This window comes from Prosthecobacter sp. (assembly GCF_044378005.1).
Classification (GTDB): domain Bacteria; phylum Verrucomicrobiota; class Verrucomicrobiia; order Verrucomicrobiales; family Verrucomicrobiaceae; genus Prosthecobacter.
The window spans coordinates 58,733-78,806 of sequence record NZ_JBILYB010000010.1 but is presented as its reverse complement, the minus strand read 5'-3'; the positions used below and the strand labels follow the sequence as shown (position 1 = coordinate 78,806).

The following is a 20,074-nucleotide window of genomic DNA, read 5'->3' as shown; positions in this document are numbered from 1 at the left end:
CTGGCCAATGGCTCGTCGGGCACCTTTTGCAATGTGCTCTTTGGCTATGTGCCGACGCCTGAGATCGCCGTCTTGGGCAATGGTGTGGAGATCGGTCAGGGCGATGTGACCCCGAGCACGGCTGACTTCACCGACTTCGGTAATGTGCCGCTGATCCCCGGGCAGCTATCGCAGACCTTCACCATCGCCAGCGTGGGAAATGTCGCTCTCAATCTCACGGGCACGCCGCGCGTCAGTCTCAGTGGACCTGGAGCGGCGGCGTTTGCCGTCAGTCTGGCACCCGAGGACACCGTGCCTGCGGACGGTAGCACACGTTTTGCCATCACCTTTGATCCCACTTTGCCCGCTCTTTATACGGCGACTGTGACGATCCAAAGCGACGCGGTGAATCACCCCAGCTTCAGCTTTGCCATCCGTGGTTTTGGTGCCCTCAATGCGGCGCTGAAGCAGACCATCACCTTCAATCCACCGGCCACGGCTTATCTCGGCCAAAACCCGCTGAGCCTCGATGTCTATTCCAGCTCTGGCTTGCCAGTGACGCTGCGTGTGGTCCCCCAGGGCACCACCACGCCGGGGGCGTCCATCGTGGGCAATGTGCTGAGCTTCACTGGCGTTGGCAGCGTGAAAGTGCAGGCCGAGCAAGCTGGCGATGCCTTCTACGGCTTGGCAGCACCCGTGGTGAAGACGATCACCGTGAAGGCAGATCCAGTCCCCCTGACGCTGCTCAATCTCTCCCAGATCTACACCGGCACGCCGCGTGCCATCAGCACGCTCGGCGGCTCAGGCACGGTGACCATCGAATACAAAATCGGCACCACCTTTGGCAGCACCCAACCAACCAACGCAGGCAGCTACCCTGTGCGGGCCACAGACAGCACAGGCCCCAAAACCGGCACGCTCGTCATCGCCAAGGCACCGCTCTACGTCACTCCGGGAGACAAGCGCAGGTTCGTCGGCCAAGACAATCCAGCGCTGACCCTCAGCTACAGCGGCTGGGTCAATGGCGAGTCCTCCAGCCTCGTGCTGACAGCTCCTACGCTGAAGACCACGGCCACAAAAACCAGCCCAGGCGGTATCTATCCCATCACCGCTACCGGCGGCAGTGCGTTGGCAAACTACACCCACATCTACCAGCAGGGAGCCCTGGTGGTGGAGAGCTTTGCTGGCAACTACGAGGCCTTGCTCACCAACAGCGGCGGAGCGCTCATCGGCAAGCTCACCGTCAACATCGTCGCTGCGAACACCAGCTTCACCGGCAAGCTCACATGCATCGATGAGAAAACCGCCGTGCCGCTCAAAGGCTCGCTGCCGTTGTTCGATGTCGGCACCGAATCCATCACCGGGAACGCTTTTACCGCTTCCGGCGGCGTCCCTTATGAGGTCGATTTCACCATGCAGATCAACGGTGGCCTCAGTGCCATCGTGGAGCGCAGTGGCAGCGCCTACGCCAGCAGCACCGATGGCCGACGACTGCTCAATCTGCCAGCCAGCAAAACAGTCACCTACGCCGGAGCCCACACTGCCGTGCTAGAGCCTGCGACTCCGACCGCCAACACCGTGCCCGCAGGTGCAGGCTGGGCCACCGCCGCCGTCAGCACCAAGGGTGTCATGACTCTCACGGGCAGGCTGGGCGATGGCACGAGCTTCACCACCGCTCTGCCTCCCGATGAGGCGAGCGACCCCACCTACCGCCTCTTCCTTCAGCCTTACAAAACCGGAGCCGCCACCCGCCTCCAGTCCCACTTTGGCGGAGCCTTCACCCTGCTGCCGCGTCCCGCGCTGGCGGGTCGTCGCTACGTCGAGTCCGCCGCCCTGACCTGGGCCAAGCCAGGCCTATCCACCGATGAAAGCTATCGCGCCGGCTTCGGCACCGTGACCCCTGTCCGCAACGTTCTTTTGCTTGATCCCTGGCTGCCTCCCGCCGCTGCCAAAGGAAGCACCCCCGCCGTCTTGGCCACCCGTCTCGGCCTGACAAGCCCCAGCTTCCAAGTCCTGCACAGCGCCACCGGCAGCACCCTGAATGGCAACCTGCCCACGCTCGCCAGCTTGAGCGCCACCAATACCGTCGCCGTCACCACGCCTCCCGCCAACCCCACCAAGTGGAAGACCACCCTGGTGTCCGCCACCGGTCTCTTCAGCGGCAGCTTCGAACTCGCCGACACGACCCCAAAACCGCGCGTCGTGAACTTCAGCGGCGTCCTGCGCCAGCCCGCCACAGCTCCCGATACCTTGATCGGCGACGGCCACTACCTCCTGCCACCCTTCACCGGCACCGAGAAAACCACCGGCGAAGTCATGTTCCTGCGGCCTTGATCGTTGAAACCAGCAGCAGATCGCGGCATTCAAAAATTCCCCGCCAAGTCCAGCTCGGGCTCGATGGGTTTTCCATCGAAAAGGTGCTCGAGGAGTTGTCTCGCGACCCAGGGGGCGCGAAGGACGCCTTTGGAGCCGAGGCCGTTTAGGAAGGCGATGCCGGGGCGGGCGGGATGCGTGCCGATGAGGGCTTCCCGCCGGGCGATGATGGGGCGCACGCCGGTTTGGGAGCCGGTGATGGCATAGCGGGTCTTCAGCAGGCCGCGCAGACGATTTTCGAGGGCGGCGAGGGCCTCGGGCGCGGGGGTGTGCGGCTGGTCGAAGTTCAGCTCGTAGGTCGGGCCGACGCGCAGGGTGCCATCGCCACGCGGCAGGAGCCAGCAGCCGTTGTTGAGGACGCGTGTCTCGCCGCCGGTGTCGGCGCTGACTTGCAGCACGGTGCCGCGTGCGGACTGAAACGGCACCCAGTCGAACCAAGGATGCCGCGCGGCCTCCCAGCCGATACAGAAGATGGCGTGGGTGTAGTCTTTGCCGATGCTTGAAGCGACTTGATCGGGTGTCAGCTCGCCGCGCTGCCAGGAGCCGATGCTTTCGAAGTAGCGCTGGCTGGCGGAGAGGAAGTTGGCGGTATCCATCCAGCCGCTGTGCTGCTGCACGAAGCCGCCGTGGGGATTGGCAAAGATGGTGTCATTCACCAACGGGCCGGGCTCGGGCGCTTTCAGGTAAGGCTGCACTTCTGGCTGATCACGCCGCTTCTGCCACTGCGTCACGGCTTTCTCGCTGGCGAGCAACTGGACGATGGGCACCTCATGGTAGAAGAGGGTGCCGAGCTTGGATTCGAGGTGGCGATAAAAAGCGAGTGCTTCGGGATAAAGCACGCCGAAGCGCCAGCTCAGATTCAGGCGCATCCCGGTGATGGGCGTGATGAGTCCTGCTGCGACCTTTGATGATGTCAGTGGCTCATCACGATCCACGATCATAAATGGCACACCACGTTCATGCAGTCGCCAAGCGAGCGTGGTGCCGGCGATTCCGCCGCCGATGATGAGGATGCGCGGGGTCATGGAAGGGTGACTGGACCTTCCTGGATCTCGCCGGGCTTGCCTTGCAGATGCTTGTCGAAGAAGACCCGCATCTTGCTGAGGAGATCGGCGGAGAAGAAGACGTGCGGCGCGTCTTCACCCGTGAGCAGCGTGCTGGAGACGCCGACCTTTTCCAGTGCAGCATCGAACTCCTGCGCCTGAGCATAGGGCACGAGCTTGTCGGCGGTGCCGTGGATGTGCAGGAAGGGTGGATCATCGCTGCTGACGTAGGTCACGGGGGAGGCGGCCTTCGCCTCGACGGGGTGCTGGCTCATGGGGCCACCGAAGAGTTTGAAGAGCGCACTGCCGGGCTTGTCACCGACGATGATGCTGCCTTTGCCATTGAAGGTGAGGAAGTTTGCCGGGCCGCAGAAGTTCGCCACGCAGGTGATCTTCGGCAGTTCACCCGCCGTGCCCACGCTGCCATCGAGTTCCTTCACACCACTGCTGGTGCCGAGCAGGCTGACGAGATGTCCGCCCGCCGAGATACCGGTGAGGCCTATCTTGTCGGCGTCGATGCCGTGATCCTTGGCGTGGGCTTTCAGCCAGCGGAGGGCTGCTTTCACATCGTGGATCTGCACGGGCATGGGCCCCTGATCGGTGAACCGATAGCCGATGGAGGCTCCGGCATAGCCGCCACCTTTGATGAGTTCAAAAAGCAGGCCGGTGTCGCTTTTGTCGCCACCCTCCCAGCCGCCGCCGTGGATATAGACAATGAGGGGCAGTGGCTTGTCCGTGGGCTTTTCAGGCAGGTAGAGATCGAGCTTCTGGCGTGGGTTGCCCTGGCCCGCGTAGTCGAGATCACGCAAGGCGATGAATCCGGGAGGCGGCGGCGTTTGCGCGCAGGCGCTGAATGTCAGGCAGCCGAGGGCGAGGAAAGGAAAGAGGTGGCGCATGGGGTATGTTTGCCTGATTGAAAACTGAGAACTGAGAACTGAGAACTTAAAACTGCTGCCTCCATGAAATACCTGCTCCTCTTCACCGCCGCCTTTAGCCTTCACGCCGCTGATCTGCCCATCACCGTCGCGCTCAGTGGCGCGGATGGCGACTACACGGTGGAGCGCTGGAAGCTGGATTGGCCGGGCTGCGAGTTTGAAGACGGCATCAATGAGGGGCATGTGCAGCTCAAGGTGCGCGAAGACGGCCAGAAGTGGCTGCGCGTGAACTATGCCGTCGGCGGTATCGGTCCCGAGCAGGGTGGTGCTGGCTGGCGCTGGCCCATCGGCAAACACAAGGCCGCAGAGCTGCGCTACACGCTGCGGTTCAACCAAGACTTCGACTTCGTGAAAGGGGGCAAGCTGCCGGGGCTCTGCGGCGGGCCTGAGAACGTGAGCGGTGGCCGCCCAGCCGATGGCGCGAATGGTTTCTCCGCCCGCCTGATGTGGCGGCGCGATGGCCGGGGCGAGGCTTATGTGTATCACAAAAACCAGCCCGAGAAGTATGGGGAGAGCTTTCCTTTCCTCGAGGACTTCCGCTTCCCGCCGGGCAAGCCGGTGCAGGTGCGGATCGCGGTGGTGATGAACACCGGTGGCAAGCGAGATGGCACGCTGCGGGTGTGGACCACGCTTCCCGGACAGGGCGAGCGGCTCGTGGTGGAGCGCACGGACATGGAGTGGCGCAGCGCGGAGACTTTTAATGTGGACAGCCTCTACTTCGAGACCTTCCACGGCGGCAATGACAGCTCCTGGGCACCGACGAGGCCGTGCTACGCGGAATTCAGCGGCTTCGAAGTGGTTAAGGCGAAGTGATCTTCACGGCCACGAGCTTCTCGGCATCGCGGGTGTAGAAGATGCCATTGGCAAACGCGGTGTGGCAGCGATGTCCGGCGCGGGTGATCTGGATGGCGGCGAGCTTTTCAAATTTCGCCGGACTGGCGCGCACGAGCCAGAGTTCGCCCATTTCGGTGAAGACGAGGAGCTTGTCTCCCACGGCGATGAGTGTGCCGCCGCGCAGGCCTTCGGGATCTTCCCAAACGACTTTGCCAGTGGCGACTTCGAGGCAGCGGAGGTGCATCCCGCTCTCCTGGCGGCCATGAAATCCGTAGATGTGCCCGCCGACCTTCACGGGCGTGGCGTAGTGGCAGTCGAGCGCGTCTTCCTGGTGCCAAATCTCGGCAAAACTGCTCTCCATAACGCCGAGCAGATGCGCGCCGACATCGTAACCGGCGGTGATGAGCCAGCGTGATTCACCACAGTCGATGGGCGTGGCGGCATTCACCGAGGCGTCGATCTCCGCACGGAGTTTGCGGGAGGTGACGACCTTGCCATCGGCGGCGTTGACGAGCCAGAGTTGGTTGCGCATCCAGGCGAGCAGTCGCTTGTCGTCGATCATCACTGGTGAGGCATAACCAGCCTCGTCGTCCACGCTGGCCCAGGCAACTTTGCCCGTGGCGGTATCGAGAGCCACGAGCCCGGCGGGTTTTCCGTCCAAAGTGCCCCCGGCGGCGATGATGACCCGATCTCCGACCACGATGGGCGATGGGGCGCGGCCAAAGTAACCCTGCCGCGAAGTCAGGGCGGAGGCGGTGTCGTAGTTCCAGAGTTCCTTGCCCGTGGCGAAGTCGAGCGCGGTCGCGCGGCCTTCGGGACCGAAGGTGAAGACACGTCCCCCAGCCACGGCAGGCACGGCGCGGGGGCCGTTGTCGAAGCCGAAGCTGTCCACGTAATCGCTGATGTAGGTGCTGCGCCAGAGCGGTTTCCCCGTCTTGGCATCAAGCGCCTCGGTGGTCATGTCACTACCTTCGCGGTGGAAGAGGATGAGTTTGCCATCGGCCACGACAGGGCCTGCGAAGCCCGAGCCAGAGGACTTTTCCCAGAGCGGTTTTAGATCGCCATCAAGGGAGTCGGGCAAGGCAGACTCGCTCTTGTCAGCGATGCCGCTGCGCTGGGGGCCGAGGAACTGCGGCCAGTCTGCCGCGAGGGCCAAAGTGGGGAGAAGAAGGAGGAAAGCGGACAATGGACGCATAACGGCACCCTAAACGTGAGAGCAAAGAAGGTGAATTTCGATTTTCGAGTTTGTCGCAGGGCCGTAAACTTGCTGTTTTAAGTCTCCCTCACCCATGCACGCCCTTTTTTCACCCCGACTGCGCCACTGGCTGCGTTTGGTGATCGTTGCGCTTGGGCTCGCCGGAGTGCTTTGGCTGGTGCTGACGCACGCGCTGGCGGAAGTGAAAACTGCCCCGGAAAAGCTCACAAGACTGGAGTCTGCGAATCTGAAGCTGACCGGACAGACGCAGCTCGATCTCCAGCCGGAATTTACGCGAAGTATCTCCGAGCCGCTGAAACGCATGATGCCACACCGGACGGATGGTTTGGCGCAGCCGCTCTGGCCCTGGGTGGCCTCGTGGATGCATGATCCGCAGGATGTGGCGGTGACGCTGAAAGGCACGGGCGTCTTCCGCATCGGGCTGGCGCTCGGGTTTCTCCTGATGCTGGGGCTCATCTGCGCGCGCTCCTTTGCGCTGCCGGCGGCGCTGTGGGTGCTGCTGATGGCGGGGCTCCATGGCTTCCTGCCCGTGCTGCCTTACTTCACGGGTGAAACGCTGCATCACATGGGCCTGCTGGTGATGTGGCTGGCCTGTGTGTATGCGCTGCAAAGGAACTCGCTCTGGGTCTATGGTCTCATCGGGATTTCTGCGGCGTTGACCTGGCTGGCCGAGGACCGGGTCGTGGTGCCGGTGCTCGTGGTCTTTCTGCTGGTGAGTTCCCTGCGTGCGGTCTGGGGCTGGGCATCGGCGCATTTTGCCCGGATGCCGGGGACGAGCCTGTGGGTTTGGCGGAATCACTGGCTGGGGCTGCTGATGCTGGGCTTCACTTTTTTCTTCATCGTCGGACCACGGCTGGTGGAGTCTCACCAGATCTTTGGGCAGGCCTTTTTCAGCCACACAGATCAGGTGCGCTGGCTGGACAGTGCGGATGAAGCGCAGCGGTGGATCGAAACGCATCCCGATGCCGCGAGCCTGGTGCGCGAACCCGTTCTCGAGCGTCCCTCCGCAAATGTGCTGAACGGGCGCAGCCATGCTGAACTGCTCGAACGGCTGGGCCTCGGAGCTGCGCTTGTCGGGAGGGAACTCGGCTCGGCGATTGCCCAACTCGCCGCGATGCTTGGCATTTTGATCACCCTGGCCATGATCACCTGGACGCGGACGCCCAAGGCCAGTCACGCCGGCGAACGATTGCACCCCGAGACGGCGACGACGTTCCTGTTTGTCACCGTCGCGGTCGGGGCCTGCGCGCTGATCGCCTGCTGGGATGCGCCCGTGCTGCCGGTGCGGCACCTTCATGGAATGGTGATGCTACTGGCGCTGAGCCTCGTCTGGGCGGCCACCAGTCTGCTGCGCCGGGCCAAACGACGTGGCGTGAGCCGTTGGGCCATCATCAGCTACTACGTGGCGATGTGGGCGATGGTCGGATGGACGCTTTTGATGAGCCGGGCAACGCCTTGACTCTCCCGCCAGATGGATGAACACCTCCGCCCGCCAAATGGCCGCCCCCAAGCCCCACTTCATCCTCTGCTTCGACTTCGATGGCACACTGGTCAATCCAGAGGGCGATCCCGTCTTTCATCCCGCGCTCGGGCAGATGATCCAGCAGCTCCGTACCCAGGGAGCGGCCTGGGTGATCAACACCGGCCGCAGTCTCCAGCAGACGATCCAGGGGCTGGCCCAGCACGGGATCTTCATGCAGCCGGACTACATCATCGCCAAGGAGTGCGACATTTATCGGCCCGGTCTTTTCAGCAAATGGACCGACTTTGGCAACTGGAACCGGCAGGCACGAAAGGCGCATGACCGGTTCGTGAAGGATCATGAACCCTCCCTGACCGCGATCAGGCAACTGGTCGAGAGGCAGACGAAGGCGGAGTATCTGATCGGCGACTATGGTGAACTCGGCATCGTCGCCACCACGGAGGAGGAACTCGATTTCATCTGTGCTTTCATCGACACGCACACACGCCAGTTCCCGGACATCGGCTACCAGCGTAACGGCATCTACCTGCGCTTCTCCCACAGCGGTTACAGCAAAGGCACCGCCCTCAGCGAACTCGCCCGCATGCTCGGCATGGATGCCAGCCGCTGCTTCGCCGCCGGGGACAATCACAACGACCTCTCCATGCTCGATCCGCGCCACGCGCGCATGATCGCCACGCCCAGCAACGGCCTCCCGCCGATCAAAGCGCACGTCATAAGCCATGGCGGCTTCGTGGCGAGCCGGCCCGCGAGCGAAGGCATGATCGAGGCGCTGGGGCACTACTTCGGCGGCGGGCGGCAGGTTTGAGGCAACGACGGGTGGGCCAATCTTGCGCTGCACACATCCTGCCTTGCCTTCATTCTCAATTAGGCTACCAGCTTGTCTCAACATGGACCCCCGAATCAAAGAGCGGCTCGAAGCGCACCTTTCCTCCTCCGGCCTCCGCCGCACAAGGCAGCGTGACGTCATCGTGGAGGCTGCTTTTGCCACGGACGACCACTTCAACGCCGACGAACTGCTGGAAAAGACCCGCAAGCTCGACCGCACCATCTCCCGCGCCACGATTTACCGCACCCTCCAGCTCCTGGTCGAATGCGGCCTGCTGCGTGAGGTGGATCTCGGGCGCGACCAGACCTTTTACGACCCCAACTTCCTCGACAAGCCGCAGCACAACCACCTCATCTGCCTCGACTGCGACCGCGTCGTCGAGTTTGAAGACGAAAACGCCGCGCTGCTGCACGACTGCATCACGCGCCGTCTCGGCTTCCAGCCGCAGATGAAATCCATGCGCATCGAGGCCAAGTGCGACGAACTGGCCCGCACGGGCAAATGCCACTTCAAGGCCGCCCGCGAAGCCGCGCTGGCCTGAGAATTCTTTGTGGGCGGTTCCCGCAGGATCAGAGATCAGCGCAGCACGCTTTTCCGCGCGGGATTCACCAACTCGGTGACCTTTGCCTGCTCCAGTCGATCCAGGAGTTCACCCGCACCGGCTTGTAGCTTGAAAGCCATCTCGTCCTTGGTCAGCGGAATCGCAGCCAGGAAGCGGATGGTGCGGGCGGGTGGCACGAGGAGTTCATGAAACTCGACGCTGGTCGTCATTGGCGGCACGAGCATGAAACCGACCAGCGACGTGTCGTTCGCCAGGGGCTCAGCGGGATCGCCATTCGGCACGGTGTGCCAGTAGCTGAGCCAGGTCTTGTACTCATGGGGCAGCCGGGCCAGCATCTTCAGCCAGCGGACGGGCCAGTAGTTCCGCTCATCTTCAAAGTGCTCTTGGCCGAGCTTCCATGTCGGCGGCAGGCAGAGCATGATTTCAGCATGGGTGTAGTCTTCGGCTCCCTCGGGTGGGTGCATCGGCAGGTCGCTCATGCCGCTCGTCACCAGGATGAACCAGGGGCGCTCGGCCGTCGGTTTGATGACGTGGATGTCGATGTGGACCAAGTCGGACACCAACTCATGCCAAACGTAGTCCACCTTGCCGATGTGCTCCTCGATGTGTTCTTCGATGGCGCGCAGGTTTGACTCGCTCATATCTGGAGGCACCCAGCCTGGGGCGCGGGCCTGATGTTTATAGAGCGTGCTGCCGCCCTCGCTGACTCCGGCGACCTTGGGAGTGGAGGTGACGGGGAGGAAGATGGCCCGATGTTCGTTCACCAATTCCCCATCGGCGGTGGCGATGAGCTTGAGCGGGCTTTCCTCGTGGTCCGGCAGCGTGCAGGAAAGCACGCCGTCCTGAAGCTCGAAGGTGCCTGCGTATTCCTGCTCAAAGCCCGGCGCATCCTCCTGCGCTTCGCCATTGATCAGCAGTCGCCCAGAGATTCGCAGCCAGCAGCGCTGCTCGATGTCCAGCCGCCATTCGGAAGTGATCCATTGAGAGCCGCGTGTGCCGTCCTCGGCTCATGCATCACCGTCTCGCATTCCCAGACCCAGGTGCCAGCCAGGGCTTCCGGTGTGGCCTCCTTCCACGGCAAAGGCGGTGGCATGGTCTTCTGGCTCTCTCTCGCAGCATTCGTCGCCGCGATGCGTTGCTCCGAGATCACACGACGCATCTTTCGTTCACCCATGGCGAGGCCCCAGGGAATGCGCAGCTCATCCGGCCAGAACTTGCAGGGGATGATGAGCACATCATGAACCTTCCGGACGAGCACGAGAAGCGGCACCAGCCGCCCACCCAGCGCCCCTTCCGGCAAATGATCCCGATGTCCCCAAAACGTGGAGGTGAAGCAGGCCAGCCCCTGGCTGAATGACGCTGGCACCTTCATTCCGAAACCACGGTCCCTTTCATTTCGGAGATGCGTCACGATCTCCTGCTCCTCCGCTGGAAAGTCCTCGGTCGGCTGGTCTGCAAACTTCGCATCACGCAAGGCATCAGCGATCACGGGCAGCTTCTCCAAAGCCTCCGCGTCCGTCGCTGTGAGTGAGTAAACCACCTCGCCCGGCAGATCCGTCTCACCGGGGAGCTTGAGCGCCCGGTTGGCCACAATGACGTGCCCCCAGATGATCTTCCCCTGCTTCCAAATCTCCTTTTGCCGCAGCAGCGTGTCGATCAGCGGCTCGTCGGCGGGTTGCATGCCTCGCAAGCTGGCCGGGATGGGAAAGACCTTGTCTCCCCAGCTAAAAAACCCGATGCGCCGGGGCTCAGGACCGAACTTTTGACGGATGAAATCGAGGGACGGGGACATGATGCTCCGCTTTTATCCCGATCCTGCTCACGCTGACAAGCCTCTGGTGCGGAAGCAACATGCACTTTCGAGCGCGCCAGCATTTTGGAGTGCTGTGGGAAGCGAAGCGCCAGACCGCTTTCGTCGGCATGGTTGGCGAGCGGAAGTCGGGAGACTCCGGAAAGCGGTGTCACGGCCACCGCACTCCAAGACGCTGCCGCGATGTTCGATCAGGCCAGCCGCGCATCGATGTCTTTTTCAAGGAATGCCCAGAGGCTTTCGAGGGAGGCGCTGACTTTGGTTTTGGCAGAGGCGAGTTCGGCTTTGCTGAGGCTTTGCCCGGCTGGGGGGACCTGGCGTGCGAACATGTAGTATTTGATTTTGGGCTCGGTGCCGGAGGGGCGGACGGCGAAGCTGCGGCCGTCGGCGAGATCGACGAAGAGCATTTTCTCGGTGGAGACGGGTTCGCCTTCTTCGTCGAGGATGCCGGGCTTGCGGAAGTCGCGCACGGCGGTGACGGGGCTGCCATCGACGCTGGTGGGGGGATTGGAGCCGTAGCTGTCGGCGAGTTTGGCGATCTGGGCGGCTCCGCTGGCGCCTTCGAAGGTTTTGCTTTGGTTGACTTCGAGGAAGTAGCCGACGTCGCTGTAGATTTCGTCGAGGAGGCCGGTGATGGTGAGGTCGCGGCTGGCGGCGTAGGCGGCGAGTTCGGCGAACATGACGACGGCGCCGTTGCCGTCTTTGTCACGGCTGAAGTCGTCGCCCATGTAGCCGTAGCTTTCTTCGCCGCCGAAGACGAGGAATTTGCTATGGGCGAGGCGTGCGGCGCGGGAGTCGGCAGCGGGGAGGTCGCGGTAGGTGGCGAGGATTTCGCAGGGGAGGGCGGCTTCGTATTTGGCGAGCTTGGAGCTGATCCATTTGAAGCCGGTGAGGGTGTTGACGCACTGGACGCCGAATTTGGCGGCGATGGTGTCCTGCATGGGGCTGGTGACGAAGGTCTTGAGGAAGACGGCGTTCTTTTTGTTGTCGGCATTGAGGATGCCGAGGTCGAACATGGTCTTGAGGCGATACCAACCCATGAGTGCGCCGGTCTGGTTGCCGGTGAGGAGCTGCATTTCGCCCTGGTCATTGCGGACGCCGACGCCCATGCGGTCGCAGTCGGGGTCGGTGCCGATGACGATGTCGGCGCCTTCTTTGTTGGCGAGATCGACGGCCATTTTGAGGGCGGGTGCGTTCTCGGGGTTGGGGGATTTGACGGTGGGGAAGCGGCCGTCGCGGATGTCTTGCTCGGGGACGGTGAGGAAGTTGAAGCCGAGTTTTTTCAGGAGGACGGGGACGAGGACGCCGCCGGTGCCGTGGAGGGCGGTGAAGACGATTTTGAGGTTCTTGGCTTTGTCGCCCTTCAGCAATTCGGGCTGGAGCATCATGGTCTCGACGCGGGCGAGGTAGAGGGCGTCCATGTCGGCTCCGAGAATGGTGATCTGGCCCTGGTCGGCGGCGGGGAGGGGGGAGTAGGCTTCGTCTTTGAGGGCGTTGACTTCTTTGATGATGCCGGTGGCGTGGGGCTCGACGATGCCTGCGCCGTCGCTGAAGTTGACTTTGAAGCCGTTGTCGTGGGCGGGGTTGTGGCTGGCGGTGAGCATGACGCCGGCGTCTGCGCGGAGCTGGCGGACGGCGAAGGACATTTCGGGGGTGGCGCGGCAGTCGTCGAAGAGATAGACGTCGGCGCCGTTTTCGGTGGCGATGTGGGCGCAGCGCTGGGCGAACTCGGCGGAGAAGTGGCGGGTGTCGTGGGCGAAGACGATGCTGGGTTTGCCACCGAGGCCGGCGGCGGCGCGGTAGGCCTTGGCATAGGTGACGAGGCCGCGGGTGGCGCGGCCGACGTTGTAGTAGTTCATGGCGTTCGTGCCGACGCAGGGGTGCTCGGGGCGCTGATCGGCAGCGGCGGTGCCGCGCTCGGCGGCGGTGACGATTTTACCGACGGTGCGTCCGCGGAGGCCGCCGGTGCCGAATTTGAGGGCCTGGTAGAAGCGGTCATTCAACTCAGCCCACTGGCCGGCGGAGGCGAGTTCCTCGATGCTGGCGCGATAGACGGGGTTCGGGCTGGCAGCGAGCAGGGCCAGGATGTTTTCGTGGCTGGAGGCGAGGAGCTGACCGGCGTCAGTGGCGGACTTGAGGGTGGCTTCGAGGGACATGAGGGTGTCGAGAATAGCGGGGGCTGGCAGATTGGCAATCTTCTCCCTCGTTTGGAGGGGATCTAAAACGGGGGCTCCCCCCCGGAATCGGTCTTAGTGAAGCGCCTGAATTTCAGCTTGCCGAATCAACGCTCTGTACTACAGTCGCGCTCCTTGTCCCGGACAGCGTTTGTAATTTGAGTGAGAGTGGGGTGCGCCCCGCTCTCTTTTTGTCTGGGGATGGAACGATTTTTTATGACCAGCGAACTCAAAGCACTATTCGATTACTACGAGAAGGAAAAGGGCATCGACCGCGACCGAATGGTCGAGGTTCTCTCCCTGGCACTTCTTGCTGCTTCGAAAAAGAGCATCGGCCCCGCCCGAGAACTGCGCATCGCCATTGATCCTGAGAAGGGTACGATTCGTGCCTTTGCCAAACTGATCGCTGTCGAGGAAGTCAAAAATCCTTGGGAAGAGCTGCCTATGAAAAAGGCCCTCATCCTGAAAAAGGACGCGCAGCCCGGCGACGAGATCGACATCGAGGTCACTCCCAAAAACATGGGCCGCATCGCCGCCCAGACCGCGAAGCAGACCATGATGCAGCGCGTCCGCATGGCCGAGAAGGAAAATCTGTATGACGAGTTCAAGGACCGTACCGGCGACGTCGTAAACGGCACCATTCGCCGCTTCGACAAGAGCGACGTGATCGTGGATCTCGGCAAATTTGAAGGCGTCATGCCAAATAAGGAACGTGTGCCGACCGAGGAATACACGATCGGCGACCGCATGCGCTTCTATGTGAAAGCCGTGGAGAAAGAGGGCGTCCGTGGCCCTGAGATCGTGCTCAGCCGCGCGCATGTGAACTTCGTCCGCCGCCTCTTCGAATTTGAAGTGGCCGAAATCGGAGACCACACCGTCGAGATCTCCAGCATCGCTCGCGAACCTGGCTACCGAACCAAGGTGGCCGTGAACAGTGCTGATACGAAGGTCGATCCCGTCGGTGCTTGCGTGGGCCTGAAGGGCAACCGCGTCAAAAACATCGTCCGCGAACTGAACAACGAGAAGGTGGATATCATCCGCTGGTACGCCGACCCGGTCGAGTTCATCAAAGAAGCACTCAAGCCCGTCAAGGTGCTGAGCATCCAGCTCACGCCGGACAAAAAGACTGCCCGCCTCACCGTGCGTGAGGATGAGCTGTCCAAGGCCATCGGACGCCGTGGTCAGAACGCCCGTCTCACCTCCCGCCTCGTCGGTTTGGAGCTCCAGATCGAGCGTGACGAGCACGCCGAAGAGGTCTTCGAAGGCCAGATGGACACCGCTGCCCAGGACCTCGAAAAAGCCCTCGGCATCAATCTCGAAACCGCCCGCAAACTCGTCCTTGGTGGCATGGGTGACCTCAAGCTTCTCCGTCAGGTCGAGCTGGAAGATGTCAGTGACGCCCTCGCCGGTGATGATCTGCTCGCGAAGCAGGTTTACGAACGCATTCAATCTTACAACCCATCTGGAGAGTAGCCATGAGCCTCTCCGCCTCCATCCTTCACCCCGCCTCCCCGACCGCCCCACCAGCCGCTCGCACGACGCTTATACTTCCACATGCCTCCCCGTTCCTCCTCATCGAAACCCAGCCAAGACACTCCCGACAGCATCGCTGACGAGGTAGTGCTGGAGAGCGCCCCTGCCAAGAAGACGGCAAAGAAAAAGGAGGTGCTCTCGCTGATCGAAGAGGAGAAACCCAAAGGAAAAACAGCACCACGCAAGGACACGAGTGCAGGCACTTTGCCTCACATCGGAGTCAAGCCGGTGAAAGTGGTGGCAAAGCCAGAGCCAGAGCCCGAGCCACCGAAGAGAACGCTCGATGATGCTAAGCGCGAGGCATTGAACCTCTTTGAAGAGGACGAAAAACCCAAGGTCAAACGCGTCCGCCCAGCGGATACAACCACGCCTTCGGGCCTGAGACCCATCTCCATGCTTCGTGAGCCGGGTCCCGCAGCCACCGGGCCAGTGCCAGTTCCGGCTGTCGTTGCACCCCCAAAGCCTGCCGAGCCAACCGAGCCCGAGTTCGAGATCAATGAAGCAGGCGAAAAGATCATCCATCTGAAGCCGCCGATCATCGTCAAAGATCTGGCCGAAAAGATGGGCCTCCGCCCCTTCAAGATCATCGCCGATCTGATCAATCTGAAAGTCTTCGTCGCCAATGCCGACAAGGCCATCGAGCTTGAAGTCGCCGAAAAGATTTGTGAAAAGCACGGATTCAGGCTCGAGCGCGAGAAGCGTGAAAAGGGCGGTGGTGTTCACAAGATCGAGGAAGTCATCGTCGAGCCCGTCGCCCAGGTCGTCGAAGAGGTCGAAGAGGAGAAACTCGAACTCCGTGCGCCCATCATCACCTTCATGGGGCACGTCGATCACGGCAAAACGTCCCTTCTGGATGCCATTCGCAAAACCCAAATCACTTCAGGTGAGGCTGGGGGCATCACCCAGCACATCGGTGCTTACAGCGTCTTCCATGACGGCAAGCCCATTACCTTTATCGACACCCCTGGTCACGCCGCTTTCTCCGCCATGCGTGCTCGCGGTGCCAACGTGACGGACATCGTCGTCCTCATCATCGCTGCCGACGACGGCATCATGCCGCAGACACGTGAGGCGCTCAATCACGCCAAAGCCGCTGATGTGCAGCTCATGATCGCCATCAACAAATGCGATCTCCCTGCCGCCAACATCCTGCGCGTCAAATCACAGCTTCAGGACATGGGGCTCGCACCTGTGGACTGGGGTGGTGACATCGAGTGCATGGAAGTTTCCGCGAAGACGGGACTCGGCATCGACAACCTGCTCGAAACCATGGCCCTCCAGGCCGAAGTGCTCGAACTCAAAGCCGATCCCAAAGCCCCGGCACGCGCCACCGTCATCGAGTCCAGCATGGTCGCAGGTCGTGGTCCGGTAGCGACGGTCATTGTCCGTCAGGGCACGCTCCGTGTCGGCCAGGCCTTCATCTGCGGCCCGCATTGGGGCAAGACCAAGGCACTCATGAATGACCGAGGCGAGGCCATCAAAGCTGTGCTTCCAGGCATGCCGGTCGAACTCGTCGGCTTCAGCGACATGCCACATGTCGGCGATGAAGTCGTCGTCATGGAAAGCGAGCGAGTGGTGAAAAAACTCAGCGAGGAACGTCTCGAAGAGCTGCGCCAGAAGAAGCTCGTCACCCGCCGTCGTGCCACGATGGAAGATCTCTTCGCCAACATCGAAGAAGGTCAGAAGAAGGTCTTCAAGGTCGTCCTCAAGACCGACGTTCAAGGCTCTCTCGAAGCCATCACCAAATGTCTCAACGACATCGAGAGCGACAAAATCAATCTCCGCATTCTTCACAGCGATGTGGGTCCGGTGAACGAATCCGACGTGCTCCTCGCCTCCGGTTCAGACGCCATCATCATCGGCTTCAACACCAAGGTCGAGAACAAAGCTCTCACTGCCGCCAAGCGTGAGGGGGTGCAGGTCAAGCTCTACTCCATCATCTACGAACTCATCGATCAGGCCAAGGAAGCCATGACTGGCATGCTCGATCCGCTCACCCGTGAGAAGGTCATCGGACACGCCAAGGTGAAGCAGGTCTTCAAGGTGCAGAAAGGCTACGTCGGCGGTTCCCAGGTCACTGATGGCCGTATCGACCGCAAGCAGCGCGCCCGCGTGCTGCGTGGTGGTCAGGCTGTTTATGACGGCGGTATTGAGACTCTGCGCCGCTTCCAGGACGAAGTCCCCGAAGTCCGCAACGGCCTCGAGTGCGGTATCAAGCTCCATGGCTTCAGCGACTACGAAGAAGGTGACGTCATCGAGTGTTACGAACTCGAGAAAATCGCCCAGGCCCTCTAAGACATCATGTCCCAGCGCATCCCAAGAGTGAATGAACTGATGAAGCGCGAGCTCAGCACGGTGCTGGAGCGCGGTTACCGGTTTGACGGCGTCGTGCTCACCATCCATGAAGTCGTCACCGCGCCGGACCTGCGTCAGGCATCCGTCTGGGTTGGTGTCCTCGGCAAGGCGAAAGACGAGGCGGCCATCATCGAAAAGCTCAACAAAGAGCGCGGCAACATCCAGCGCGAACTCTACAAGCGCGTGAAGATGAAGCACAGCCCCCAGCTCTTGTTCCGCCTGGATAAAACCATCGAGCGCGCCGTCGGCCTCATCAACGCCATCGACAATCTGCCGCCACCCCTGCCCGACCTCGATCCCGAGGCCGCGCCGGTGGATCACTTCAAGAAGTGAGCGGGTTCGGCATCAGCCGAGCTTCAGTTCGATGACCTCTTTGTTTTCCGCTGTGGCACGCAGACCGGTGAGTTCTTTTACGGCACCTGCTTCGGGCTCGGTGATTCGCAGGTTGTAGTCACCTTCGGCGAAGACGTGGGGCTGCCATTCGGCGCTGTTCAGGCGCAGAGAATAGATGAGTTCGCCAGACTTGGCGTCGATGACCTCCACGACGGCGCTTTCGCTGTCGGCGATCTTCAAAGTCGGTAGGTGAGCTTTGGCACTGCGGCCATACTGATCGCGCTCGGTGGAGATGACGGGCCAGGTGGGGAATTGCTCGGCTCCGATGCTGTCGAAGGGCCAGCATTCGCAGGTGATGGTGCGCTGCTTTTTATCAAAGCGGACCATGCCGAAACCGGAGGCTTTGTCGGTCATGTTTTCCATGGTTTCCTTGCGCGGTTGATGAGAACCGTTTTTCACGGCGAGCACGTTCATCGGATGGCCGAAGTGGTCGGTGAAGTCGCCGGTGAGTCCTTGGCCGGGCTTGAGATTGTTGACCTTCTCCGTCGGCTCCCACCAGCGCGGATAGCCGACATTCACCGCAGGTCCGGCAAAAGCCACGCCGGCATCGCGGGGCTCATCGATGCCATAATGCACGACGGCAGGCAGATGCTGATCTCCGGCGAGGTGGAAGGCGTGGGCTTTGCGAATGACACGAAGCGCAGCATTGCGGGCCTTTTGCGGCCAGCCGTTCTGATCATAGTCCATGCGCAGCACTTGCCGCTCGCCGCCGTGAGTCGTCGCCATGCCGGTGAAAATGGTCTGGGAGATCACGGCCTTCATCTTGGCACCCTGCCAGTCACGCACCCAGCGCTCCAGGAACTCCATTTGCTTGCCGCCGAGGAGTTCGAGCCCTTCGATGTCCGAGAGCTTCGGGTCGGCGTCGGGATTGATCATGTGATCGGGACGCTCATCGGTGGGCGGCACATTGCCTTCGGGCGCGGATTTGAACTGACGATCCGCCAGGATGGCAAAGCTGATGCCGCCATAGGTCATCGAGCCGTAGTAGTTGATGATGCCTTGCTTGCAGGGTTTCGAATCATAGGCGTCGGGGTGATGCGCGGTCTGCGTGCGATGCACCACGTTCACCCAGTCTGCCATCATCTGGTAGCCGCCGGATTCCTGACTCTTGGTTTGTGGTTCGCCACCAACGCCCCAAAGGTTGCCTTGATAAACATCGTGATCATCCGGCAGCGAGACACTCGGGCGATCCTTCGTGAGATCACGCCAGGTCCAGCCGTGGAAATACCACTTCCGCAGGTAGTCGATGATGGCGGGCTCCAGAGGATCACGCTGCACGCCATAACCAGCGGTGCTTTCGTAAAACTGATCGCCAACGAAGGCCATCATGTCGGGGTTTAGTTTCGCCACAGCGGCAACGTAAGGCGCATTCGGGAAGGCGGTGTGGATGTTGCAGGAGATGTCGGCGACGCTGAAGTGATCCAGCGCGGCGGGATCGCGGCGGATGGTGCCGGTCAGATGATGCGTGTGATTACCGTCGCGAGTCTTCATCACATAGCTGAGGCGGTAAGGGATGTCCTGACTCGTATCCCAGTCGGTGATGCGGAAGTTGGCGGTGCGTGCCTGCGCATGGATTTGGGCGGTGGAGATGACTTTCCAGGCATCGCCATCTTCGATCTCAAAGCGCACTTCACGGGTGTCATCGGCCCCGAGTGGTGGCATCTGCACGGTCATCTTCATGATGCTGCCACTGAGGGTGTAGTGATTGAAGAGCAGCGGGCCAAAACGATGCGTTTCATCCACGGCGACCTTGCTGCCGCTGATCGTCCAGTCGCTGAACCAGAACAGGCCGTTGCCCACATCCTGGCCAGGCTCGGCCTTTTTCTTTTTCGCTCCTGCACGTGGACCTTCTGGGCCAAAATTGCAGCCGATGGCGAGGTTGCCGATGAGTTGATTGGGGCGCAGGTCCTCCTTGGTGAGTTCGCCGAGCACGCGGCCGTCTTTTGCATCCAGCACGATGAGCTTCAAAACATAAGCGTTGCCCTTTTCGTAGGCAGCGAGGTTCAGTTTCACGCTCTCCACCGAACCCAACTCGACCTGAGATAGAGGCTGGCGTGCATCGCCAAAGAAAAGCCCGCCTGTGGCGGTGATGCCGACATCCCAGCCGGAGGAAAAGGCGAGGTTGTTCCGGTAGTCGCGGAGCTTTGGGTAGTCCCGCAGCGTGCCGAGGATGCCGATCTTGAAGCCCGCGCTGCCTTTCCCATCGCCTGCGAGACTGCCACCACCGATTCGTCCGAGCGTGACGCTCATCTGGAGGTCGCCCTTCCGGTCCGCCAGCTCACAGGTCAGCACATGCACATTGCGGTTCGGTTTGGCGGCGATGCACTCCGCGCGGCCTTCACGCACCTGCCAGTCCTGCATCGGATTGGCCCAGAGCTGCTCGCCGAGCCAGACTCGGTCGAGGTCGTTCTTCCACGGGCTGATAAAGTGCGCTGGCGCGGATAAAGCGGAGGCGGAAGTGGGCAGCAGGGAGACAGCGGCGAGCGCGGTGGACTCGGCGATGAACTGGCGGCGTGAGGTCGGCATGGTGCGCCATTCAACAGCGGCGCGCACGC

Annotated in this window: 15 protein-coding genes; 8 read left to right on the top strand and 7 right to left on the bottom strand. The window is 61.7% G+C overall.

The genetic code is table 11. The annotated features are described in order from the left end of the window. The coding region (locus tag AC6FTP_RS04005) for a choice-of-anchor D domain-containing protein (protein WP_497205611.1) at positions 1 to 2,313 on the top strand (2,313 nt) is incomplete at its 5' end. Positions 2,314 to 2,342: 29 nt separating this feature from the next. On the opposite strand, the gene AC6FTP_RS04000 is transcribed toward AC6FTP_RS04005, so the two are convergent. Further along, complete coding sequence (locus AC6FTP_RS04000) at positions 2,343 to 3,377, bottom strand: NAD(P)/FAD-dependent oxidoreductase (RefSeq protein ID WP_497205610.1); 1,035 nt, start codon at positions 3,375 to 3,377, stop codon at positions 2,343 to 2,345. After that, positions 3,374 to 4,291 carry an alpha/beta hydrolase fold domain-containing protein gene (locus AC6FTP_RS03995; protein ID WP_497205609.1) on the bottom strand — a complete coding sequence of 306 codons (918 nt, stop codon included), beginning with the start codon at positions 4,289 to 4,291 and terminating at the stop codon, positions 3,374 to 3,376. Before AC6FTP_RS03995 ends, AC6FTP_RS04000 begins: the two co-directional genes overlap by 4 nt. A gap of 63 nt (positions 4,292 to 4,354) precedes the next feature. On the opposite strand from AC6FTP_RS03995, the gene AC6FTP_RS03990 reads away from it, so the two are divergent. Then, positions 4,355 to 5,143, top strand: coding sequence for a polysaccharide lyase (locus tag AC6FTP_RS03990; protein ID WP_497205608.1), 789 nt, complete (start codon positions 4,355 to 4,357; stop codon positions 5,141 to 5,143). Here AC6FTP_RS03990 and AC6FTP_RS03985 read toward each other — a convergent pair. After that, positions 5,130 to 6,359, bottom strand: a complete 1,230-nt coding sequence (locus AC6FTP_RS03985) for an outer membrane protein assembly factor BamB family protein (protein WP_497205607.1) — start codon at positions 6,357 to 6,359, stop codon at positions 5,130 to 5,132. The two genes, AC6FTP_RS03990 and AC6FTP_RS03985, sit on opposite strands and share 14 nt — an antisense overlap. Before the next feature lie 166 nt (positions 6,360 to 6,525). Between AC6FTP_RS03985 and AC6FTP_RS03980 the strand changes: the two genes are divergently transcribed. The 3 genes from AC6FTP_RS03980 (at position 6,526) to AC6FTP_RS03970 (ending at position 9,233) form a co-directional block, all read left to right on the top strand. Continuing rightward, positions 6,526 to 7,839, top strand: a complete 1,314-nt coding sequence (locus AC6FTP_RS03980; protein ID WP_497205606.1) for a hypothetical protein — start codon at positions 6,526 to 6,528, stop codon at positions 7,837 to 7,839. A 16-nt stretch (positions 7,840 to 7,855) separates the two neighbouring features. Beyond that, positions 7,856 to 8,671 carry an HAD family hydrolase gene (locus tag AC6FTP_RS03975; protein WP_497205605.1) on the top strand — a complete coding sequence of 272 codons (816 nt, stop codon included), beginning with the start codon at positions 7,856 to 7,858 and terminating at the stop codon, positions 8,669 to 8,671. Between the two features lie 82 nt (positions 8,672 to 8,753). Continuing rightward, on the top strand, positions 8,754 to 9,233 hold the full coding sequence (locus AC6FTP_RS03970) for a Fur family transcriptional regulator (protein ID WP_497205604.1): 480 nt from the start codon (positions 8,754 to 8,756) through the stop codon (positions 9,231 to 9,233). A gap of 35 nt (positions 9,234 to 9,268) precedes the next feature. On the opposite strand, the gene AC6FTP_RS03965 is transcribed toward AC6FTP_RS03970, so the two are convergent. From AC6FTP_RS03965 to AC6FTP_RS03955, 3 genes are all read right to left on the bottom strand, one after another. Continuing rightward, positions 9,269 to 10,090, bottom strand: coding sequence for a suppressor of fused domain protein (locus tag AC6FTP_RS03965; protein WP_497205603.1), 822 nt, complete (start codon positions 10,088 to 10,090; stop codon positions 9,269 to 9,271). A gap of 74 nt (positions 10,091 to 10,164) precedes the next feature. Beyond that, the gene (locus AC6FTP_RS03960; RefSeq protein ID WP_497205602.1) at positions 10,165 to 11,046 is read right to left on the bottom strand and encodes a hypothetical protein; all 882 of its coding nucleotides are present in this window, start codon (positions 11,044 to 11,046) and stop codon (positions 10,165 to 10,167) included. Positions 11,047 to 11,255: 209 nt separating this feature from the next. Next, the gene (locus tag AC6FTP_RS03955) at positions 11,256 to 13,220 is read right to left on the bottom strand and encodes a phospho-sugar mutase (RefSeq protein WP_497205601.1); all 1,965 of its coding nucleotides are present in this window, start codon (positions 13,218 to 13,220) and stop codon (positions 11,256 to 11,258) included. 234 nt (positions 13,221 to 13,454) lie between these two features. On the opposite strand from AC6FTP_RS03955, the gene nusA reads away from it, so the two are divergent. The 3 genes from nusA (at position 13,455) to rbfA (ending at position 17,459) form a co-directional block, all read left to right on the top strand. Then, complete coding sequence (gene nusA, locus AC6FTP_RS03950) at positions 13,455 to 14,711, top strand: transcription termination factor NusA (RefSeq protein WP_497205600.1); 1,257 nt, start codon at positions 13,455 to 13,457, stop codon at positions 14,709 to 14,711. Between the two features lie 81 nt (positions 14,712 to 14,792). Beyond that, positions 14,793 to 17,066 (top strand): translation initiation factor IF-2, encoded by a 2,274-nt coding sequence (gene infB / locus AC6FTP_RS03945; RefSeq protein WP_497205599.1) that lies wholly within the window; start codon positions 14,793 to 14,795, stop codon positions 17,064 to 17,066. Between the two features lie 6 nt (positions 17,067 to 17,072). Further along, entirely contained in the window at positions 17,073 to 17,459 is a 387-nt protein-coding gene (gene rbfA / locus AC6FTP_RS03940; protein ID WP_497203327.1) for a 30S ribosome-binding factor RbfA, read from the top strand. 12 nt (positions 17,460 to 17,471) lie between these two features. On the opposite strand, the gene AC6FTP_RS03935 is transcribed toward rbfA, so the two are convergent. Next, positions 17,472 to 20,045, bottom strand: a complete 2,574-nt coding sequence (locus tag AC6FTP_RS03935; RefSeq protein ID WP_497205598.1) for an alkaline phosphatase D family protein — start codon at positions 20,043 to 20,045, stop codon at positions 17,472 to 17,474. Positions 20,046 to 20,074 lie beyond the last annotated feature (29 nt).